Below are 16,789 nucleotides of genomic sequence, written 5' to 3' on the forward strand. Positions count from 1 at the left end.
TCAGGCGATCTTCTCGCCGTCCTTCACGACACTGATGGCGAAGTTGGGGCACCGACGCGCCGCCTCGAGGATCTTGTCCTCGGGCTCACCGTTCACGTCGGTGACGTAGGCGATGCCGTTGTTGTCCTCGTCGTTCGAAAAGACGCCCGGGGCGTAGAACGAGCACTCGCGCGCGCTCATGCAGGCTGCTTCGTCGATCGTCACTTCCAGAGCCACTGTGTCCTCCTCGGGAGGTTCGGGTACGCGGTCAGGGTGTCCACTCGGGGTCGCGCTTCTCGGCGAAGGCGCGTGGACCCTCCTGGAAGTCGGGATGGCCCCAATGTGCGCGGAGGAGGTCCCAGCCGTGTTGGAGCGCGTCGTCGAGCGGGCGCTCGTACGAGTCCCACAGGGCCCGGCGGCTGGCGGCGATGGCCGCCGGTGAGCCCGCGGCGAACTTCTTCGCCAGCTCGATCGCAGCATCTCGCAGTCGACGACGCGGGACGACCTCGGTGACCAGTCCGAGTTCGTACGCGCGGGCGGCGTCGATGCGCTCGTGGCGGCCCGCGAGCACCATTCTCAGCGCAGCGCCGAGAGGTATCCGACGCGCGAGCATGACCGACTCGAGAGCACTCACCTGGCCGACGCTGACGTGCGGGTCGAGGAAGGTCGCCTCCTCTGCGGCGATCGCCACGTCGCAGTCGAGGACGAAATGGAGCCCCCCTCCGGCGCACACACCGTTGACGGCGCAGATCGTGGGCTTCGAGATCCGGTTCTGCAGCGGTGTCAGGCGGTTGGACCTGGTGACATCGGGATGCTGCTGCGCTTCGGCGAGCTCACCGGCTTCGGCAAGAGCCTTCACGTCGGCTCCCACGCAGAACGCCCGGTCGCCGGTCGCTGTGACCACCGCGACCCGCTGGTGCGGATCGGCGTCGAAGGCGGGCCAGAACCGCTCGAACTCGGCCATCATCGTGCTGTTGATGGCATTCATCCGCTCGGGTCGGTTGATCGTGACGATCGTGACCGGGCCGTCCCGCTCCTCGGTGAACGTCTCCCAATCCGGCACCTGTCACCCTCTCGACCCTCGGTACGCGCTCGATCCTGCGAACGCGCGCAAGGCTTTCACAATCCCGCAACCTCATCGGTACACTACCCCGACCACCACCGACCACCGCGGGGACGCCCCATCCATGGAATACCAGTTCACGGCCGAGCAGGAGGAGCTGCGCAGCATCGTCCGCTCCCTGCTCGAGGACCGTGGGCGACCGCGCGAGAGCTACGACGGCGGTCCGGCGCTCGACGCGACCACCTGGTCGGCGCTCGCGGAGCTCGGCCTCTGCGGCCTCGGCGTCGACGAGGACTGGGGAGGAAGCGGTGGAACGCTCCTCGACCAGCTGATCGTGGTCGAGGAGATCGGCCGCGCCGCCGCCGCACTCCCGTTCACCTCCTCGACGGTCGTCTCCCTGCCGCTCGTGGCCGCGCTCGCCACGGATGACCAGCTGGCCGGCGTTCTCCCGGCCGCCTCGTCGGGATCGCTGACCCTCTCCACAGTGCTCACGGGCGAGGGAACGGGCAACAGGCACGACGTCGTCACACACGTCGGCGGGAAGCTCACGGGGACGCTGTCGCTCGTTCCTGACGGCGCCTCTTGCGGACTGCTCCTCGTCCCGTGCGACGGAGCCGTGTTCGCCGTACGAATCGATTCCGACGGGGTGATCGTCACCGACGAGCCGACGCTCGACCGAACACGGCGTGCCGCCACGATCGTGCTCGACGGCGCCGCCGGTGAGCGCCTCGATTCCGGCAACGTCGAGCGGGCGCTGCAGGGCGCTCGACGCCGCGCTCTCGTGTCGCTGGCCGCCGACGCCACCGGCAGCGCCGGCCGCGCCCTCGAGATGTCAGTTGACTACGCCAAGGAGCGTGAGCAGTTCGGCACGGTCATCGGCACGTTCCAGGCCGTGAAGCACCGTGTCGCCGACATGCTCGTCGACCTCGAGAATGCCCGGTCCGCGACGATGTTCGGGGCGTGGGCCGTGGCCGGGGACGCCCCCGACGCCGATGTCGCCGCGGCCGTCGCCAAGGCGGCCGCCACCGAGCGGGCCGTTCACGTCGTCGGATCCGCGATCCAGGTCCACGGTGGTATCGCCATCACCTGGGAGCACGACCTGCATCTCCTGCTCCGGCGGGTGAAGTCGTGTGAGATCGCCTTCGGCGAGCCGTCCCTGCACCTCGAGAACGTGGCAGCCGAGCTCCTCGGCTGACCTCCGGACCCAGCAGACCCATGAGCCCTGTCCCTGTCGTCTACGACACCGACGGTGGCGTCGACGACTGCTCCGCGCTCTGGTACGGGCTCGTGTCGAGTGAGATCGACATCGTCGGCGTCACGTCGGTGCACGGTGTCGTGTCGGCCCAGCAGGCCGCGGCCAACGTCGCAAAGGTCCTCGTCGCAGCGGACCGCACCGACATCCCGTACGCCGTGGGCGCCGAAGAGCCGATCGGTCCCCGACCAGGGTTCCCCGAGGCGGCGCTCATGCACGGCGAGGACGGTCTCGGCAACGCCGGACCGCCCGACGTCGACCTCGCTCCGACCGAGGAGACAGGCGCCGAGCTGATCGTGCGGCTGGCCAAGGAGCGCCCCGGCGAGTTGACCCTGGTGGCGGTCGGCCCGTTCACCAACGTCGCCCTGGCGCTTCGACTCGAGCCATCGCTCCCCGACCTCCTGGGCGACCTGGTGATCATGGGCGGCGCCGCGAGGCCACCCGGCAACGCCACTCCGCTGGGCGAGTTCAACGTCGTGTTCGACCCCGTCGCCTCCAACCAGATGGTTCTCGCCGGATGGCAGAGCCCCCCGCTGATGGTCGGTCTCGACGTCACGATGTCGGCCACCATGGGCGACGCCGAGTTCGACGCCATGAACGAGCGGGCGACTCCCCAGGCTCGGTTCATGGCCGACCCGTTCGTTCTCTACCGCCAACTGAGCGCGATCGAAACCGGCGACGGGACCTGTCCGTCCCACGACACGCTGACGATGATGGCCGTCGAGCAACCCGACGTCGTCTCGGCGACCGAACTGCCGCTCGTGGTCGACACGGGCGGCGATGCGGCGTTCGGCATGACGGTGGTCGACTTCCGCGCCGAGTGGCTGGACAAGGGGCTCGTTCCCGAGGAGTTCAGGGACATGGCGATCGAGCAGTTCTACGGAGGGAAGGCGAAGTGGCGCATCGCCCTCGATGTCGACGTGGAACAGTTCCGGGCCTCGATCCGGCGCTTCTACTCCGGGGGCTGACACCGGAGGCTGACGGTCCTACTTCGGCGGCATCCTGATGCCGCCGTCGAGGCGGATGGTCTCGGCGTTGAGATAGGGGTTGGTGAGGCACTCCATCACCGCGAACGCCAGCTCCTCGGCCGTGCCGAGGCGCTTCGGGAACGGGACCGACTCGCCGAGGTGCGCCTTGAACGCCTCGGAAGCCTCGCCTTCCCCGTAGATCGGCGTGTCGATCAGGCCGGGGGCGATCGTGTTCACGCGGACACCCACGGCACTGAGGTCCCGCGCGATCGGCAGCGTCATGCCGACGACTCCGCCTTTGGAGGCGGAGTACGCGGCCTGTCCGATCTGTCCATCGAAGGCGGCAGCGGACGCCATGTTCACGACAGCCCCCCGGGTTCCGTCGGCGTCGACAGGCTCGGTGGCAGCCATGGCGGCGGCGGCGCGGCTCAGCATGTTGAAGGAGCCGATGAGGTTGATGCGCACGACCCGCGAGAACTCGTCGAGGTCCAGCGGTTGGTTGTTACGGTCGATCGTGCGGCCCGCGGATCCGATTCCGGCCGAGTTCACGAGCGCCCGCAGCGGGCCCATCTCGGAGGCGGCGTCGACCGCCGCCTGGGCGTCCTCGGTGGACGACACGTCACAGCGGACGAAGAGCCCTCCCAGCTCTGACGCCACCGCCGAGCCCTTGTCGTCGTCGAGATCGGCGATGACGACGCGTGATCCGGCGTCGGTGAGCTGGCGTGCGCTCGCCTCCCCGATACCCGACGCCCCGCCGGTGATGACGGCGGAGCTACCTGTCAGATCCATGCGCGGCATTGGTCCTCCATCCACGACGCGGAGTGTGGATGATACGCATGGACACCGCATCTGACCGTGTCGACGGCCTGAGCGAATCCGATCAGCAGCCGGTCGAGTCCCTGAGGCGCAGGCAGCTCTCCTCGATTCGTGCCGGACCGAGGACAGAGACGCGCCGGCGAAAGGCGCTCCGCGGAAGTGTGTGGATGTTGTCGAAGTTGACGACGCAGTCGGTCGGGACACCGTCGTCCGACGCCGTGAGGACGAGCTCGGACACCAGGTTGCGGCGTGTGCGGGTGAGCGCCGCGACCACGACGAATCCGATCGACTCGGCCACGGGATCTCGTGTGAGCACGAAGACCGGTCGGTCACCTCCGGGTGTCGAGGCGAACCACACCTCACCCCTCCGCATCGGCCCAGTCCGACCAGTCGTCTGCCGGACCCCAGCCGGCGACCTCGCTCAACGCCCGTTCATCGTCGGTGACAGGGGACTCGCCGTAGCGACGAGCGTCGGACACCGACTTCAGTTCCACGAGACGCCGATGCAACGCGTCGCGCAGGAGCTCGGAGCGGTCGATCCCCAGATGGTCGGCCCACCAGCGCATCTCGGCCGCTTCCTCGTCGTCGACCCGGAAGCTGAGCATTGTCATACAGAAATGGTATCTCGTATGACGATCGCCACCCGAGCATTCGGGGCTCGGTGGTCGGGGCTCAGAGGTCGTACGCCCTGCGGATGGCCTTCCAGGTGAGGTTGGGAGCGTAGCGACGCGCCCGGTACATGGCTGTCGACCCCCGGCCCGGGAAGAAGAAGAGCTTGCCGGCCTCGAGAGCAGGCTCGATGCCGTCGATCACGTCGGAGGGCTGGAGGGTCGTCTTCATCTCGCGCGTCTTCGGGGGTACGGCGCCTTCCTCGATGAACACGTCGAGCATGGGGGTGTCGACCTGGGGCGGGCAGACGCAGAGCACGCGGATCCCGTGCGGCTTCATCTCGCGAGCCAGCACCTCGGTGTACGCGACCGCAGCGAACTTCGAGGCGTTGTAGGAGGCCATCCCGGGCGCGGGAAGCCACCCGGCGAGGGAGGCCAGGTTCACGATCTCACCGCCTCCGCGCTCGACCATCAGCGGCGCCACGGCCGCACACACGTGCACCATGCCGAAGTAGTTGACGTCCATGACCTTGTGGAACGTCTCGAGCGGAGTATCGAGGATCGGGCCGCCGGAGCCGATCCCGGCGATGTTGCAGAGACGACCGACCGGACCGTGTTCGGATTCCACGTTCTCGACGACATCGGCAACGGCGCCGGCGTCGGTGATGTCACACTCGTACGGCGTGACCGACGGTTCCTCGGCCGCCAGGCTCGCCAGACCCTCGGCATCGACGTCGACCGCCGCGATCGAGCGACCCGGACCGGACAGTCGTTGCGCGGCGAGACGCCCCATGCCGCTGGCCGCTCCTGTGACCAGGGCAACCCGTCCTGTGAATGCCATCTCAGCTCACTCCGTTCCTCGGTTCTGCGGTCCTTCGGGGGTTCTCGCCGGCCGTGACCCCGGCACCGCTCAGCGCGTCCCGTAGAGACGATCACCGGCGTCGCCGAGTCCGGGCACGATGTAGCCGTCCTCGTTGAGCTGCCGATCCAGCGCGGCGGCGACGACGTGGACGTCGCGATGATCGGCAGCGACGCGTTCCACGCCTTCGGGTGCCGCAACGAGACAGATCACGGTGATCCGCCCGGCGCCGCCTTCCTTGAGGAGCCCGCATGCCGCGGAGGTGGAACCTCCCGTCGCCAACATCGGGTCGATGAGCAGCACTCGACGTTGCTCGAGGTCGGCGGGGAACTTGGCGTAGTACTCGACCGGTTCGAGGGTCTCCTCGTCGCGGTACAGGCCCACGAACCCGACCCGTGCGACAGGGATCAGATCGAGGACGGCGTCGAGCATGCCGAGGCCGGCACGGAACACCGGCACCACGGCCAGCTTCTTGCCGCTGACCTTCCGTTGGGTGGTGCGCGCCAGCGGCGTCTCGACCTCGATGGGCTCGGTCCCGAGGTCACGGGTCGCCTCGTACGTGAGGAGCGCTGCCAGTTCGGCGACGAGGTGGCGGAACTCCTTGGTCGTCGTCCTCCGATCACGCAGGAGCGCGAGCTTGTGGGCGACCAGGGGATGCTCGACGACGGTCAGCGGCACAGCTTCTCAGTCCTCCCACATGTGGTCGACTCCGATGTCCTCGTTCCACAACTCGGGGTGCTCGGTGACGAAGTCCGTCATCAGCGCCACACATTCATCGTCCCCGGCGTGGACGATCTCGACGCCGGCCGCGGCCAGGAGGTGCTCAGGCCCCGCGAAGGTCTCGCGCTCACCGATCACGACTCGTCCGATCCCGTACAGGAGGATGGCGCCCGTACACATGTGGCACGGCGAGAGCGTCGTGTACATCGTGGACCGCCGGTAGACCGTAGCGGGCCGTCGGCCGGCGTCTTCGAGAGCGTCGGTTTCGCCGTGGCGGATGGCGCTGCCCATCTGGACGCGGCGGTTGCGTCCGGACCCCAGCACCTCGCCGTCCGCCACGAGTGCCGCGCCGATGGGCACACCACCCTCGTCGCGGCTGAGGCGCGCCTGGGCGATCGCCACCTCCAGATGCTCCCGGTCCTCCGCCGTCAATTCGTCATTCATGCGCCTGCACCCACGGCAGCGGCGCCGCGACGGAACGGCCGTCCGCCTGGGACGCGGGGACTCAAGAAGTCGACGAGGAGCTCGGTGACCCTCGCGGGCTGCTCTTCCATCAGAAAGTGACCCGCCTCGAGGATCTCGACGTCAGCCTGGTGTAGATCCGCCGTGATGCGCTTCCATCCCTCGTCGCCCAGTGCCCAGTCGCGTGTTCCCCACACCACCAGGGCCGGCATGTCGAGGCGCACGTCGCCCACCTCGCGTTCTCGTCGTCGCCGGTTGTGCGACAGGAGCCGATAGCCGGCGAGAATCGCCCGGCGGGACTCCGGCGAGCCACATCCCTCGAGGTACGCATCGATGTCCGCCTCTTCAAAGGTCTCCGGGTCGACGCTGTTTCCGCGTAGAGCGCGGGCCAACCCGGAGCGGTTCCCCAGCATGGCCTTCATGAACGACCTCCCGAGGAGCGGCGCCTGGAGTATCGACAGGTAGTACGACGACACCATGTCGTAGCGGTGGAAGCTCGTCGAGAGCGCAGCCAACCGGTCCACCCGGTCTGGATTCCGCAGCGCCCACTCGAACATGACGACACCACCCATGTCGTGGCCGACGATCGCCGTCCCGTCGACCTGCTCGGCGGCGAGCACCGCATCGAGGTCGTCCGCGTATCCCTTCCACGAGTAGTCGGCGCCGGGCGAACGGTCGGAGCCACCCACCCCGCGCAGATCGGGAACGATCACGCGGTGGCCGGCATCCACCAGGCCCGGAACGACATGCCGCCACGCGCGCCGAGTCTCGGGCCAGCCATGGAGCAGGATGACGGGCGGCCCGTCCCCCGCGACACCGTAGGCGAGCCTGCCCAGTCTCCAGGTCGCGCGACCGGCGAGCGCACCCTCGGGGTGAGGGGGCACTACGGCTCCTGGATCTCGGGGATGTACATGCCCGCGTGCTGACCGCCGTCGACGACGAGCGCGTGGCCCGTGATGAAGCTGGCCTCGTCGGACGCGAGGTACACGAAGGCATCGGCAATCTCGCGGGGCTCGGCCAGTCGGCCCTCGAACGGAACGATCGCCTTGATCTTCTCCTCGAACATCTCGACGACCTCGGGACCGAGCATCTCGATGGTGGCCGTCGCCATGGGCGTGCGGGTTCCGCCGGGGCAGACGCAGTTGACGCGAATCCCGTGACCGGAGTGATCCAGGGCGAGGGACTGCGTCATGTTGACGACGGCGGCCTTGGCGGCGCTGTAGGCGGCCTGGCCGGTGCAGCCCCACAGGCCGCCGACCGACGCCGTGAAGAGGATCGATCCCCCTCCCGACTCGCGGATGGCGGGAATCGCCGCCTTCGAGCAGAGGAAGCCACCCTTCACGTTCACGTCGAAGACGAGGTCCCAGTCCTCCTCGGGCATGGCCACCACGCTGCCCGTTCGCTCCACTCCGGCGTTGTTCACGAGGACGTGGAGACCGCCGTGTGCCTCGACGGCCGCGTCCACCATCACCACAGCGTCGTCGGCCACCGATACGTCGCCTGTACACGCAACGGCTGCACCGCCGCCCGACACGATCTCGTCGACCGTTGCGAATGCCGCCTCACCGTCGACGTCCGCCACCGTCACCGACGCACCCTCCTCGGCGAAGCGTCGGGCGGTGGCCGCGCCGATTCCCGATCCCGCACCGGTCACCAACGCCGACCTGCCGGCGAGCCTCATGTGTTCCTCCTGTCCTGGCCGCCCGTCGAATCCGTTAGATAGGCTGACGGATTCATCGTCGGAACGTCAAGTGACGGCCTCGCGGGGAACTCGGCATGACCGATCGGTTGGATCTCTACTCAACGCTCGTGGCGGCCCGCGCGCTCGAGGAGTCGGTGAGCGAGCACGCGGCGTACTACCACTCCGGCTTCGGCATGGAGGCCGTGGGCGTCGGCGTGGCCTCGGGCCTCCGGCCGACCGACCCGCTCGTCACCCACTACCGCGGCGTCGCAGCGCCGCTCGCCAAGGGGATGACGGCCCACGACATCCTCCGCAGCTTCCTGCTGAAAGCGACGTCGCCCACACGTGCACGGAGTTGGCACACCGTCGACACCGACCGGGGGCTCTACGGCCATCAGGGCACATCGGGCAGCGAGTTCGGACGGGCCGCCGGACTGGCACTCGCAGCCCAGCGGCGCGGCGAGGGCGATGTCGCCGTTGCGATGTTCGGCGACGGCTCGGCGCAGCGCGGCACACTCCACGAAGCGTTTCTCATGGCGTGCTCGTGGGATCTCCCTGTCGTCTGGGTGTGCGAGAACAACGGATACATGATCTCCACGCGCGCGGATCGGATCTTCCCCGGCGCCATCGCCGATCTGGCGGGTGGCTACGCGATGCCGTGCCTGACAGTCGACGGCAACGACGTGTTCGCTGTGTCAGGCGCCATGGACGAGCTCACCGAAGCGGTGCGAAGCGGCGGACCTCCGGCCTTCCTCGAGGCGCAGACCTTCCGGGTCCGATCCCACACCGAGATCGAGGAGGCTCCGTACCAGGATCCCGAGGAGGTTGAACGGTGGAGGGAACGCGACCCTTTGGCCGTGGCCCGTGGCCTGCTCATCGACGAAGGAGCCTCACCCGAGGAGATCGACGAGCTCGAGGCAGGCACCCGAGCCGAGATCGATGCAGCGACAGCAGATGTCCTGGCGGAGCCCGATCTGGATCCGACCGCCAACCCCTACGAGTACCTCTACGCGACAGAGGCGACCTGACGATGACCGAGATGGGCTTCTTCCAGGCCGTCACCGAGGCGATCGCCGACGAGATGGACCAGGACCCCACCGTGATGCTGTGGGGTGAGAACGTCGAAGACCCCTACGGCGGTCTGCTCCAGCAGTACGCAGGGCTGTCGACGCGGTTCGGCGACCGCGTGAAGGACTCCCCGTTGGCCGAGACCGCGATCGTCGGAGCCGCCATGGGCGCGGCCATGGGTGGACTGCGTCCGGTCGTCGACATCCAGATCGCCGACTTCTCGTTCGTGGCCATGGAAGAGATCGTGCGAGCGCCGCGGTGGCGACACACGCATGGTGGAGCCGGCGACATGCGGATGCCGATCGTCGTCAAGACGCTCGTCGGCGGTTACATGGGCGTGGGTGCCAACCACTCGCAGGTCCCCACCGGATTCTGGTGGCACACACCCGGTCTGAAGATCGCGTTTCCCACGACACCGTCGGACGCGTACGGGCTCATGCGCAGCGCCATCCGCGACGACGACGTCGTGATGTTCTGCACGCACAAGCTCTACGCGTTCGAGGCCGGCCAGGTGGAGAGGAAGCCCGTTCCGTTCGGTCGGGCCGCCGTTCGCCGAGAAGGTGGCGACGCCACCATCGTGGCGCTCGGATACATGACCACGATCGCCTCTCAGGCCGCCGACATCCTGGCGGCTGAAGGCGTCGACGTGACGATCATCGACCCCCGCACCCTCGAGCCCTTCGACCTCGACACCGTCATGGGCTCCGTCGAGGAGACGGGTCGGTTGGTCGTCGTCGACGAGGACCATGCGCGCAGTGGGGCCGCCGCAGAGATCTGCATGCAGGTCCGGGAGGCTGCCGGACCGTCGACGTTGTCAAGCTCGCCCCGGCGCGTCGCCACGGGGAATGCCCCGTTGCCCGACGGTCCCCCTGAACTCCAGCTCCTCCCGAGCGCGCAGGGCGTCGCCGACGCCGTTCGGGCGACGCTCGCCTGACAGCTCGCAGCCAACGCCTTTCGTGTCAGGCGTCGGCTGGGTCGTCGGTTGTCTCCGTGACCACCGAGAGATCCACGCCCTCCACGGCCGCGCCGAGGTCCTCCATCCAGTCGTCGGGATGGGCAGCGATGAACTGCGTCGTGAGCTCGATGACCTCCGGCTCTCCCAGATCGATCACCTCGACGCCGGCCGCCTCGAGGAAGTCGTGGCTGGGCGTGCGGACGCCGTCCACCGATGCCAGGCCCGCCACGACTCGGGGGATTCCCAGTTGTACGATGGCGCCTGCGCAGAGGAAGCACGGGATGGCGTTGGTGACGAGCGTCGTCTGCGCCAACTCGGCCAGCGGGACCGTTCCCGCCGCGCGTAGGCACGTGATCTCGGCGTGGGCGGTGACGTCACCGTCCTGGTAGTGGCGGTTCCGGCCCGTCGACAGCACAACACCGTCGGCGGTCCGCACGAGCGCAGCGCCGAACGGCGCGCCGTTCTCCGCCAGGCTCGCCCGCGCTTCACGGCTCGCCTCCGCCCACCCGGGTGTGTCTGCAGTTGAACTCTCCACAACCGCTCACTTCGTTGGATGATTGAGGTGGGATCAGCCTACGCTCCGCGGCGTGACGACGCTGCTGATCGACACCGACCCGGGAGCCGACGACGCTGTCGCCATCGCCATGGCGTTGCGCACCCCCGATGTAGAGGTGGCCGCCCTCACCACCGTGGCCGGGAACACCGGACTCGACGCGTCGACACGGAACGCTCTGATCGTCCTGGACCGGGCCGGCCACGACGACATCCCGGTGCATCCCGGCGCCGACCGTCCGCTCGAAGCCGAACCGGCGGCGGCAGGCCACATCCACGGTGAAGACGGACTCGGGGATCAGGGATTCGCCGCTGTCGGAGCGCCCCACGAGACTCCGGCCGTCGACGCCACGATCGCCCTGCTGCGCGAGCGAGGCCCGCAGATCACCTGGGTGGCCCTGGGTCCTCTCACGAACATCGCCTCGGCCGTACTCGAGGATCCGGACACCTGTCGCGCGGCCTCCGAACTCGTCGTCATGGGAGGAACGGGTGACGGCGTCGGCAATGTCACTCCCGCGGCCGAGTTCAACTTCTGGGCCGATCCCGAGGCGGCCCGCATCGTGCTCCGCTCGGGAATGCGCATCAGGGTCGTCGGATGGGACGTGTCCCGGCGCGACGCTCTGATCTCCGGGGCCGACCGGGATGCTCTTCTCTCATCGAGCGACGACCTGGGAGCCTTTCTCCATGCGGCGACGAGCACACTGTTCGAGTTCACGTCACGCCGCGAGCCCGTGGACACGATGGATCTCCCGGATCCTGTGGCGGTTGCCGCAGCCATCGAGCCCGAGTCGGCTGACTGGGTCGACGTCCACGCAGACGTCGAGTGCAGCGGGGAGCTCACCCGGGGTGCGCTCGTGGTCGACCACCTCGGCAATACGGGCCTGGACCCGAACATCACCCTCTGCACGGCGTTCGATTCCCGGCGTTTCCGCGAGATGTTCCTCGACACGCTGACGTCGGGGGGAAGGGAACGGGTGTCGTGACACACGACGTGAATGCCCGCTCGCGGATCGCCGACGCGGCTCTCGCCCATGTCGGTGACGAGCGGATCGCATGGGTGGAGCGCCACTCTCCCGTTCTCAACGCCCTGGCACGCGAACGACTGTCCGATGGAGCGCTCACCGGCCGACGCGTCGCCGTCGTCGTTCACCTCGAGGCCAAGACGGCGTACCTGGCGCTGCTCCTCGCCGAGGCCGGAGCCCACGTCGTCGCCGCGGGGAGCAATCCCCGCTCGACGAACGACGCCGTCTGCGCCGCACTCGTGCGCCGAGGAGTCGAGGTCCACGCGGTGCACGGCGCCGGGCCGGGCGAGTTCGACGCCGACCTCCTGGCCGTCGCCGACACGGCACCCGAGATCGTCGTGGACGACGGCGCCGAGCTCACGACCCGGATGGCCCAGCACCGCGGTGACCTCCTCGGCGGTCTGCGGGGTGTCACGGAAGAAACCACGACAGGCGTGGCCCGTCTCCGTGCGATGGACGCGGCCGGCCGACTCACGTTTCCAGCCGTCGCCGCCAACGACGCCGCCTGCAAACACCTCTTCGACAACCGCTACGGAACGGGCCAGACGACGGTCCAGGCTGTTCTCGCCCTGACCAATTCGACGTTGTGGGGAACGGCGGTCACCGTTGTCGGCTACGGCTGGGTCGGGCGCGGTGTGGCGCAGTACGCCCGTGGACTGGGCGCGCGAGTCACGGTTGTCGAGGTCGACCCTGTCAAGGCGCTCGAGGCGCACATGGAGGGCTACCGCGTCGGATCCCTCTCCGAGGTGCTACCCGACTCCCGAGTCGTCGTGACCGCAACCGGTGGCGTGGACGCGATCCCCGCCGATGCGGTGCCCCTGCTCCGCGACGGCGTGATCCTCGCCAACGCCGGCCACGACGACCGCGAGATCGACGTCGGCACGCTCCGTGAGGCCGCAGAGTCCGTCGACGAGCCCCGCGCCGGCGTGGAACGGCTCCGGCTCCCAGGGGACCGGGAGGTCCACCTGCTCGTCGGAGCGGGACTCGTCAACATCGCCGGTGGCGACGGCCACCCGATCGAGATCATGGACCTGAGTTTCGCCGTGCAGGCGCTCTCGGCCCACTACATCGCCTCGACATCGCTCGCTCCGGGAATCCACCGGTTTCCGGACGATCTCGACCGAGCCATCGCACGTACGAAGCTCGCCACTCTGGGAATCACCCTCGACGAGTCGGCTTCGGCGCTCGACGCCATCCGCGGCGAGTGGGCGAGTGGGGAGCACACATGAGCGAGATCGCCGACCCGTCGCTGGCGCCGACGGGCGAGACGAAGATCGCGTGGGCAGCCGACCGGGCACCCGTGATGGCCACCATGCGGGATCGGCTCCGGACCACAGGCGATGTCGAGGGGCGCCGGATCGCCGTCGTTCTCCCCATCGAGCCCAAGACCGCTCTCCTGGCACGGATCCTGGCTGAATCCGGCGCCGAGGTGTCGATCACGTCCCCGCCGAGCATGGTGCACGACGACGTGGCCGCCGCGCTCTCGGCCGGGGGCGTCGAGGTGCTCGCCCGACGAAACATGAGCACCGACGACGAACAGCGCTACCACGGGATGCTGCTCGACCGACGTCCCGAGGTGATCGTCGACGACCGGGCCGACCTCATCACGCTGGCGCACACTTCCCGCACCGAGGCGCTCGACGATTTGATCGGAGCGACCGAGCAGACGACCTCTGGTATCGAGGTCCTGACCCGACTCGACGCCGAGGGAACTCTCCGCGTTCCCGTGATCGCCGGCAACGACGCTCGTTGCAAGCATCTCTTCGACAACCGCTACGGATCCGGCCAGTCGGTGATCGCAGCCGTCCTCGACCGCACGAACCTCCTCATGGCGGGCGCCAACGTCGTGGTCGTCGGCTACGGCTGGGTGGGTCGAGGTGTCGCCCGGGTGGCCGCCGGGATGGGAGCGAGGGTCACGGTCACGGAGGTCGACCCGGTTGCCGCCCTCGAGGCACACCACGACGGCTTCGAGGTGGCGACCGTGCTCGACGCATGTGGCTCCGCCGAGTTCGTGATCACCTGCTCCGGGGTGCACGGGGCGCTGAGCCCCGAGGCGATCGACCGCTGCCCGGACGGAGTCGTGCTCGCCAACGCGGCCGGCATCGACGATGAGTTCTCGGTTCCCGATCTCGCCGCCCGCGCGTCGACGCAGCGCAGGGTGCGACCCGAGGTCGACGAGTACGAGATGCCCGACGGCCGGTCGGTCTTCGTCGTCGGCGGCGGGCACTGCGTGAACCTGTCAGCCGGTGAGGGTCACCCCGTGGAGATCATGGATCTCAGCTTCGCGGTGCAGGGCCTGGCCGCTGCCCACCTGGCGCGCCACGGCGGCGAGATGACGCCGGGTCTGCACGCGCTCCCCACGTCGATCGACGACCAGATCGCCCGCGACAAGCTGGCTGCGCTCGGAATCTCCATCGACGGGCGGGGACGGCAGCGCGAGACGTGACGAACGGCTCCCAGGTCACGACTCCTGGCGTCCCTGGCCGCGGGCCGCGGCCACACTCAGGCGATCGAGCGTCTCACCCATCCCACGCCGCAGTCGTGCCGGACGACCCAGCAGGCGCTCGACCGCGAGCATCACCGTGGGCGTCTCCAGCGACTCGTACGACTCGGTGACGCGTGTGCCGCCCTCGACGGGCTCGAGCCGGTAGCTCCAGCGCGTCAGAGGTCGACCGCCTCGACCCGTTACGTAGACGAGCTCGCGGTCGACCTCGCAGACCTCGAGCTCGCCGCGGGTCGTCCAGCGCAGTAGCCCCCAGCGGTTGTGGCCGACAAAGGTGCGCCCCGGGCCGAACGGGGCGCCGGGATCGTCCCATGTGCAGCCCGTGCACTCCGGGCTCCACTCCCCCATCCGGGGCAGGTCCGCGAGCAGCGCCCACACCCGCGCGGGTGGGGCGGGGACGACGACGCTCACCTCGTCGGTCAGCTTCACCGCGAAGGATCCGCGAGCAACTCGAGCAGTCGGTCGAACAGCATCCGGGGTGGCTCCTCGAGCAACCCTGCGGCGTGCAGGAACTGGATCCCGGCGCATGCCGCCGCCAGGAGCTGAGCCGAGAGCGCGTCGATGCTGCCCTCGCCATCGTCGGTGGCGAGACTCTGCAACGCCTCCACCGCGGGAGCGACCTCGGTGACGAGCTCGGGGTCGGCGCCCGCGGCCAGGACCCCTTCGAGCACCGCGCGTACTGCACCCACCTCCGTGCGCTCCAGGTATGCAGCCTGGTCCGCCAGGAACGTCGCGGTCCGCTCCGCTCCCGTGGGAGCACGGCGCGAAGCGTCGGCCACCTCCCGGGCGAACACCTCGACCTGGCGCCGGAGGGTCGCGCGCAGAAGATCGTCGCGGTCGCGGAAGTAGCGGTAGACGGCGGGCGCGGTCATCCCCGCTGCCGCCGCGACGTCGGCCACCTGGAGGCTGCTCGCACCCCGCTCGATCACCGCGGCGGTGGCGAGCGAGAGGAGCCGGTCCCGCGTCGCCTCGTGGTGTGTGGCCGGTCGCGCCATGACCCGGACCTCCGTTCCACACCGGTCTTGACCGACCGGTGCACCGTCTGTTAAGCAGCGTTACGTAACGCTAGTTCACAGAACCCCGGAGGAGCCATGACCGAGCACCCCGTGATCGACGCCGACGGCCACATCCTGGAGGGACCCGGCTTCTTCGTCGAGTACCTGCCCGCCGACCTGGCGGCCACGGCCTTCGAGCTCCTGCCGGGTTCCGAATTCGACGACGGCATCGAACGCATGAGGTTGGCCGGCCACACCGTCACGATGGACATCGCCATCGGCGACGGGTGCACACCCGACGGGCTGCTCGCCGGAAACGCCACCGGCCGTGGATTCGAGGACATCCACGCCGGGGCCTTCGAGGCGCCCGCGAGACTCGACCTCATGGACGACATGGGGATCGACGTGTCGGTCCTCTACCCGTCGTTGCTGCTCATGGCCCAGATGTTCGACGATTCGACCCGCGCCACGATCGTCGACGCCTACCAGCGCTGGATGGCCGACTTCTGCGCGGCGGATCCCGTCCGCCTCCGATGGGTGACGCCGGTTCCCCGCGTGTCGGTCGACGAGGCCGTCACCCACGTCGAGAACGCCGCCGACCGAGGGGCGGTCGGTGCGTTCTTCAGCGCGGCGCCGGCGCCGGGTTCGGGGCGCCTCGTCGGCGATCCCGCCGAGGACCCGATCCTCGATGCCCTGGTCGCACACGACCTCCCCCTCGCACTCCACGTCACCGACGGTTGGAACTCCACCTTCGACATGCGTCGACTGCTCCCGAACCGTCTGATGTGGGACATCGCGGCGGGGCCGATCGACATGATGCACGGCCTCACATACGTCCTCACCAGCGGGATGCTGGACCGGTATCCAACCCTCCGCGTCGCGATCCTCGAGGGGAACGTCGGGTGGATCCCCTACTGGGCGCACAAGATCCACGAGAGCTACGAGCACCTCGGCTCGCTGTACGACGAGCCGCCCCGCACCGCACTCGAGACGCTGCGGGAACGATGCTGGGTGTCGGGTGAGACCGACGAGCCCGGGCTCGCAGGGGTTGCCGCGCTCCTCGGGGCCGACCGGTGCCTCTGGGCCACCGACTTCCCGCACTTCGAGGCGAGCTGGAAGCCCGTCGATGAGTTGACCAGCCGTGATGACCTCACCAATGACCAGAAGTCGGCGATGCTGTGCGACTCGTCGGTGACGTTCTACGGTCTCGACAGGGCGAGCCTTCCGACCCACTGACGAGGCCCGTCGCGCCGCCCCGCGAGACACGGGCGCCGCGACGCGCCAGA

Annotated in this window: 21 protein-coding genes; 8 read left to right on the plus strand and 13 right to left on the minus strand. The window is 68.9% G+C overall.

Translation table 11 applies throughout. From position 1 onward, the window contains the following. Both R3A49_04545 and R3A49_04550 read right to left on the minus strand, forming a co-directional pair. Positions 1 to 216, minus strand: coding sequence for a ferredoxin (locus R3A49_04545; protein MEZ5169999.1), 216 nt, complete (start codon positions 214 to 216; stop codon positions 1 to 3). 31 nt (positions 217 to 247) lie between these two features. Next, positions 248 to 1,042, minus strand: a complete 795-nt coding sequence (locus R3A49_04550; protein ID MEZ5170000.1) for an enoyl-CoA hydratase-related protein — start codon at positions 1,040 to 1,042, stop codon at positions 248 to 250. Between the two features lie 124 nt (positions 1,043 to 1,166). On the opposite strand from R3A49_04550, the gene R3A49_04555 reads away from it, so the two are divergent. Then, positions 1,167 to 2,237: an acyl-CoA dehydrogenase family protein gene (locus R3A49_04555; protein MEZ5170001.1), complete on the plus strand. Its 1,071-nt coding sequence runs from the start codon at positions 1,167 to 1,169 to the stop codon at positions 2,235 to 2,237. Positions 2,238 to 2,257: 20 nt separating this feature from the next. After that, a complete protein-coding gene (locus tag R3A49_04560) occupies positions 2,258 to 3,262 on the plus strand; it encodes a nucleoside hydrolase (GenBank protein MEZ5170002.1) in 1,005 nt (334 codons plus the stop codon). A gap of 18 nt (positions 3,263 to 3,280) precedes the next feature. Here the strand turns inward: R3A49_04560 and R3A49_04565 are convergent, their stop codons facing one another. From R3A49_04565 to R3A49_04600, 8 genes are all read right to left on the minus strand, one after another. Further along, on the minus strand, positions 3,281 to 4,051 hold the full coding sequence (locus R3A49_04565; GenBank protein ID MEZ5170003.1) for an SDR family NAD(P)-dependent oxidoreductase: 771 nt from the start codon (positions 4,049 to 4,051) through the stop codon (positions 3,281 to 3,283). Between the two features lie 91 nt (positions 4,052 to 4,142). Continuing rightward, positions 4,143 to 4,451, minus strand: a complete 309-nt coding sequence (locus tag R3A49_04570) for a type II toxin-antitoxin system PemK/MazF family toxin (protein ID MEZ5170004.1) — start codon at positions 4,449 to 4,451, stop codon at positions 4,143 to 4,145. Further along, a complete protein-coding gene (locus R3A49_04575) occupies positions 4,438 to 4,689 on the minus strand; it encodes an antitoxin (protein MEZ5170005.1) in 252 nt (83 codons plus the stop codon). Before R3A49_04575 ends, R3A49_04570 begins: the two co-directional genes overlap by 14 nt. 61 nt (positions 4,690 to 4,750) lie before the next feature. Next, positions 4,751 to 5,527, minus strand: coding sequence for an SDR family oxidoreductase (locus R3A49_04580; GenBank protein MEZ5170006.1), 777 nt, complete (start codon positions 5,525 to 5,527; stop codon positions 4,751 to 4,753). Positions 5,528 to 5,596: 69 nt separating this feature from the next. Next, a complete protein-coding gene (gene upp / locus R3A49_04585) occupies positions 5,597 to 6,223 on the minus strand; it encodes a uracil phosphoribosyltransferase (GenBank protein ID MEZ5170007.1) in 627 nt (208 codons plus the stop codon). 6 nt (positions 6,224 to 6,229) lie between these two features. Then, positions 6,230 to 6,709: a nucleoside deaminase gene (locus tag R3A49_04590; protein MEZ5170008.1), complete on the minus strand. Its 480-nt coding sequence runs from the start codon at positions 6,707 to 6,709 to the stop codon at positions 6,230 to 6,232. Next, positions 6,706 to 7,611 carry an alpha/beta hydrolase gene (locus tag R3A49_04595; GenBank protein MEZ5170009.1) on the minus strand — a complete coding sequence of 302 codons (906 nt, stop codon included), beginning with the start codon at positions 7,609 to 7,611 and terminating at the stop codon, positions 6,706 to 6,708. The genes R3A49_04590 and R3A49_04595 overlap by 4 nt, the downstream gene beginning before the upstream one ends. Then, on the minus strand, positions 7,611 to 8,408 hold the full coding sequence (locus R3A49_04600; GenBank protein ID MEZ5170010.1) for an SDR family oxidoreductase: 798 nt from the start codon (positions 8,406 to 8,408) through the stop codon (positions 7,611 to 7,613). The genes R3A49_04595 and R3A49_04600 overlap by 1 nt, the downstream gene beginning before the upstream one ends. Before the next feature lie 95 nt (positions 8,409 to 8,503). Between R3A49_04600 and R3A49_04605 the strand changes: the two genes are divergently transcribed. Both R3A49_04605 and R3A49_04610 read left to right on the plus strand, forming a co-directional pair. Next, positions 8,504 to 9,436, plus strand: coding sequence for a thiamine pyrophosphate-dependent dehydrogenase E1 component subunit alpha (locus tag R3A49_04605; protein MEZ5170011.1), 933 nt, complete (start codon positions 8,504 to 8,506; stop codon positions 9,434 to 9,436). 2 nt (positions 9,437 to 9,438) lie between these two features. Beyond that, the gene (locus tag R3A49_04610) at positions 9,439 to 10,410 is read left to right on the plus strand and encodes a transketolase C-terminal domain-containing protein (GenBank protein MEZ5170012.1); all 972 of its coding nucleotides are present in this window, start codon (positions 9,439 to 9,441) and stop codon (positions 10,408 to 10,410) included. A gap of 25 nt (positions 10,411 to 10,435) precedes the next feature. Here R3A49_04610 and R3A49_04615 read toward each other — a convergent pair whose 3' ends face one another. Next, positions 10,436 to 10,966, minus strand: coding sequence for a nucleoside deaminase (locus tag R3A49_04615; GenBank protein MEZ5170013.1), 531 nt, complete (start codon positions 10,964 to 10,966; stop codon positions 10,436 to 10,438). A 52-nt stretch (positions 10,967 to 11,018) separates the two neighbouring features. Between R3A49_04615 and R3A49_04620 the strand changes: the two genes are divergently transcribed. Genes R3A49_04620 through R3A49_04630 form a run of 3 tightly spaced genes read left to right on the plus strand, consistent with a single transcriptional unit; the run spans position 11,019 to position 14,451 of the window. After that, entirely contained in the window at positions 11,019 to 11,966 is a 948-nt protein-coding gene (locus R3A49_04620) for a nucleoside hydrolase (GenBank protein MEZ5170014.1), read from the plus strand. Continuing rightward, positions 11,963 to 13,234 carry an adenosylhomocysteinase gene (locus R3A49_04625; protein MEZ5170015.1) on the plus strand — a complete coding sequence of 424 codons (1,272 nt, stop codon included), beginning with the start codon at positions 11,963 to 11,965 and terminating at the stop codon, positions 13,232 to 13,234. The genes R3A49_04620 and R3A49_04625 overlap by 4 nt, the downstream gene beginning before the upstream one ends. Beyond that, positions 13,231 to 14,451, plus strand: a complete 1,221-nt coding sequence (locus R3A49_04630; GenBank protein MEZ5170016.1) for an adenosylhomocysteinase — start codon at positions 13,231 to 13,233, stop codon at positions 14,449 to 14,451. The genes R3A49_04625 and R3A49_04630 overlap by 4 nt, the downstream gene beginning before the upstream one ends. Before the next feature lie 15 nt (positions 14,452 to 14,466). On the opposite strand, the gene R3A49_04635 is transcribed toward R3A49_04630, so the two are convergent. Further along, positions 14,467 to 14,937, minus strand: a complete 471-nt coding sequence (locus R3A49_04635; GenBank protein MEZ5170017.1) for an SRPBCC family protein — start codon at positions 14,935 to 14,937, stop codon at positions 14,467 to 14,469. Beyond that, positions 14,934 to 15,503: a TetR family transcriptional regulator gene (locus R3A49_04640; protein MEZ5170018.1), complete on the minus strand. Its 570-nt coding sequence runs from the start codon at positions 15,501 to 15,503 to the stop codon at positions 14,934 to 14,936. Before R3A49_04640 ends, R3A49_04635 begins: the two co-directional genes overlap by 4 nt. Before the next feature lie 96 nt (positions 15,504 to 15,599). Here R3A49_04640 and R3A49_04645 point away from each other — a divergent pair, with 96 nt between their 5' ends. Further along, on the plus strand, positions 15,600 to 16,739 hold the full coding sequence (locus R3A49_04645) for an amidohydrolase family protein (protein MEZ5170019.1): 1,140 nt from the start codon (positions 15,600 to 15,602) through the stop codon (positions 16,737 to 16,739). Positions 16,740 to 16,789 lie beyond the last annotated feature (50 nt).

The organism is Acidimicrobiia bacterium (assembly GCA_041394025.1).
Classification (GTDB): Bacteria; Actinomycetota; Acidimicrobiia; order IMCC26256; family JAOSJL01; genus JAOSJL01.

Excerpts from the sequence above, each read along its gene's own strand:
- R3A49_04645 (MEZ5170019.1), top strand. The coding sequence starts at position 15,600 with ATGACCGAGCACCCCGTGATCGACGCCGACGGCCACATCCTGGAGGGA.
- R3A49_04570 (MEZ5170004.1), bottom strand. The coding sequence starts at position 4,451 with ATGCGGAGGGGTGAGGTGTGGTTCGCCTCGACACCCGGAGGTGACCGA.
- R3A49_04555 (MEZ5170001.1), top strand. The coding sequence starts at position 1,167 with ATGGAATACCAGTTCACGGCCGAGCAGGAGGAGCTGCGCAGCATCGTC.
- R3A49_04600 (MEZ5170010.1), bottom strand. The coding sequence starts at position 8,408 with ATGAGGCTCGCCGGCAGGTCGGCGTTGGTGACCGGTGCGGGATCGGGA.
- R3A49_04590 (MEZ5170008.1), bottom strand. The coding sequence starts at position 6,709 with ATGAATGACGAATTGACGGCGGAGGACCGGGAGCATCTGGAGGTGGCG.
- R3A49_04640 (MEZ5170018.1), bottom strand. The coding sequence starts at position 15,503 with ATGGCGCGACCGGCCACACACCACGAGGCGACGCGGGACCGGCTCCTC.
- R3A49_04630 (MEZ5170016.1), top strand. The coding sequence starts at position 13,231 with ATGAGCGAGATCGCCGACCCGTCGCTGGCGCCGACGGGCGAGACGAAG.
- R3A49_04575 (MEZ5170005.1), bottom strand. The coding sequence starts at position 4,689 with ATGACAATGCTCAGCTTCCGGGTCGACGACGAGGAAGCGGCCGAGATG.
- R3A49_04560 (MEZ5170002.1), top strand. The coding sequence starts at position 2,258 with ATGAGCCCTGTCCCTGTCGTCTACGACACCGACGGTGGCGTCGACGAC.
- R3A49_04565 (MEZ5170003.1), bottom strand. The coding sequence starts at position 4,051 with ATGGATCTGACAGGTAGCTCCGCCGTCATCACCGGCGGGGCGTCGGGT.
- R3A49_04605 (MEZ5170011.1), top strand. The coding sequence starts at position 8,504 with ATGACCGATCGGTTGGATCTCTACTCAACGCTCGTGGCGGCCCGCGCG.
- R3A49_04580 (MEZ5170006.1), bottom strand. The coding sequence starts at position 5,527 with ATGGCATTCACAGGACGGGTTGCCCTGGTCACAGGAGCGGCCAGCGGC.
- R3A49_04610 (MEZ5170012.1), top strand. The coding sequence starts at position 9,439 with ATGACCGAGATGGGCTTCTTCCAGGCCGTCACCGAGGCGATCGCCGAC.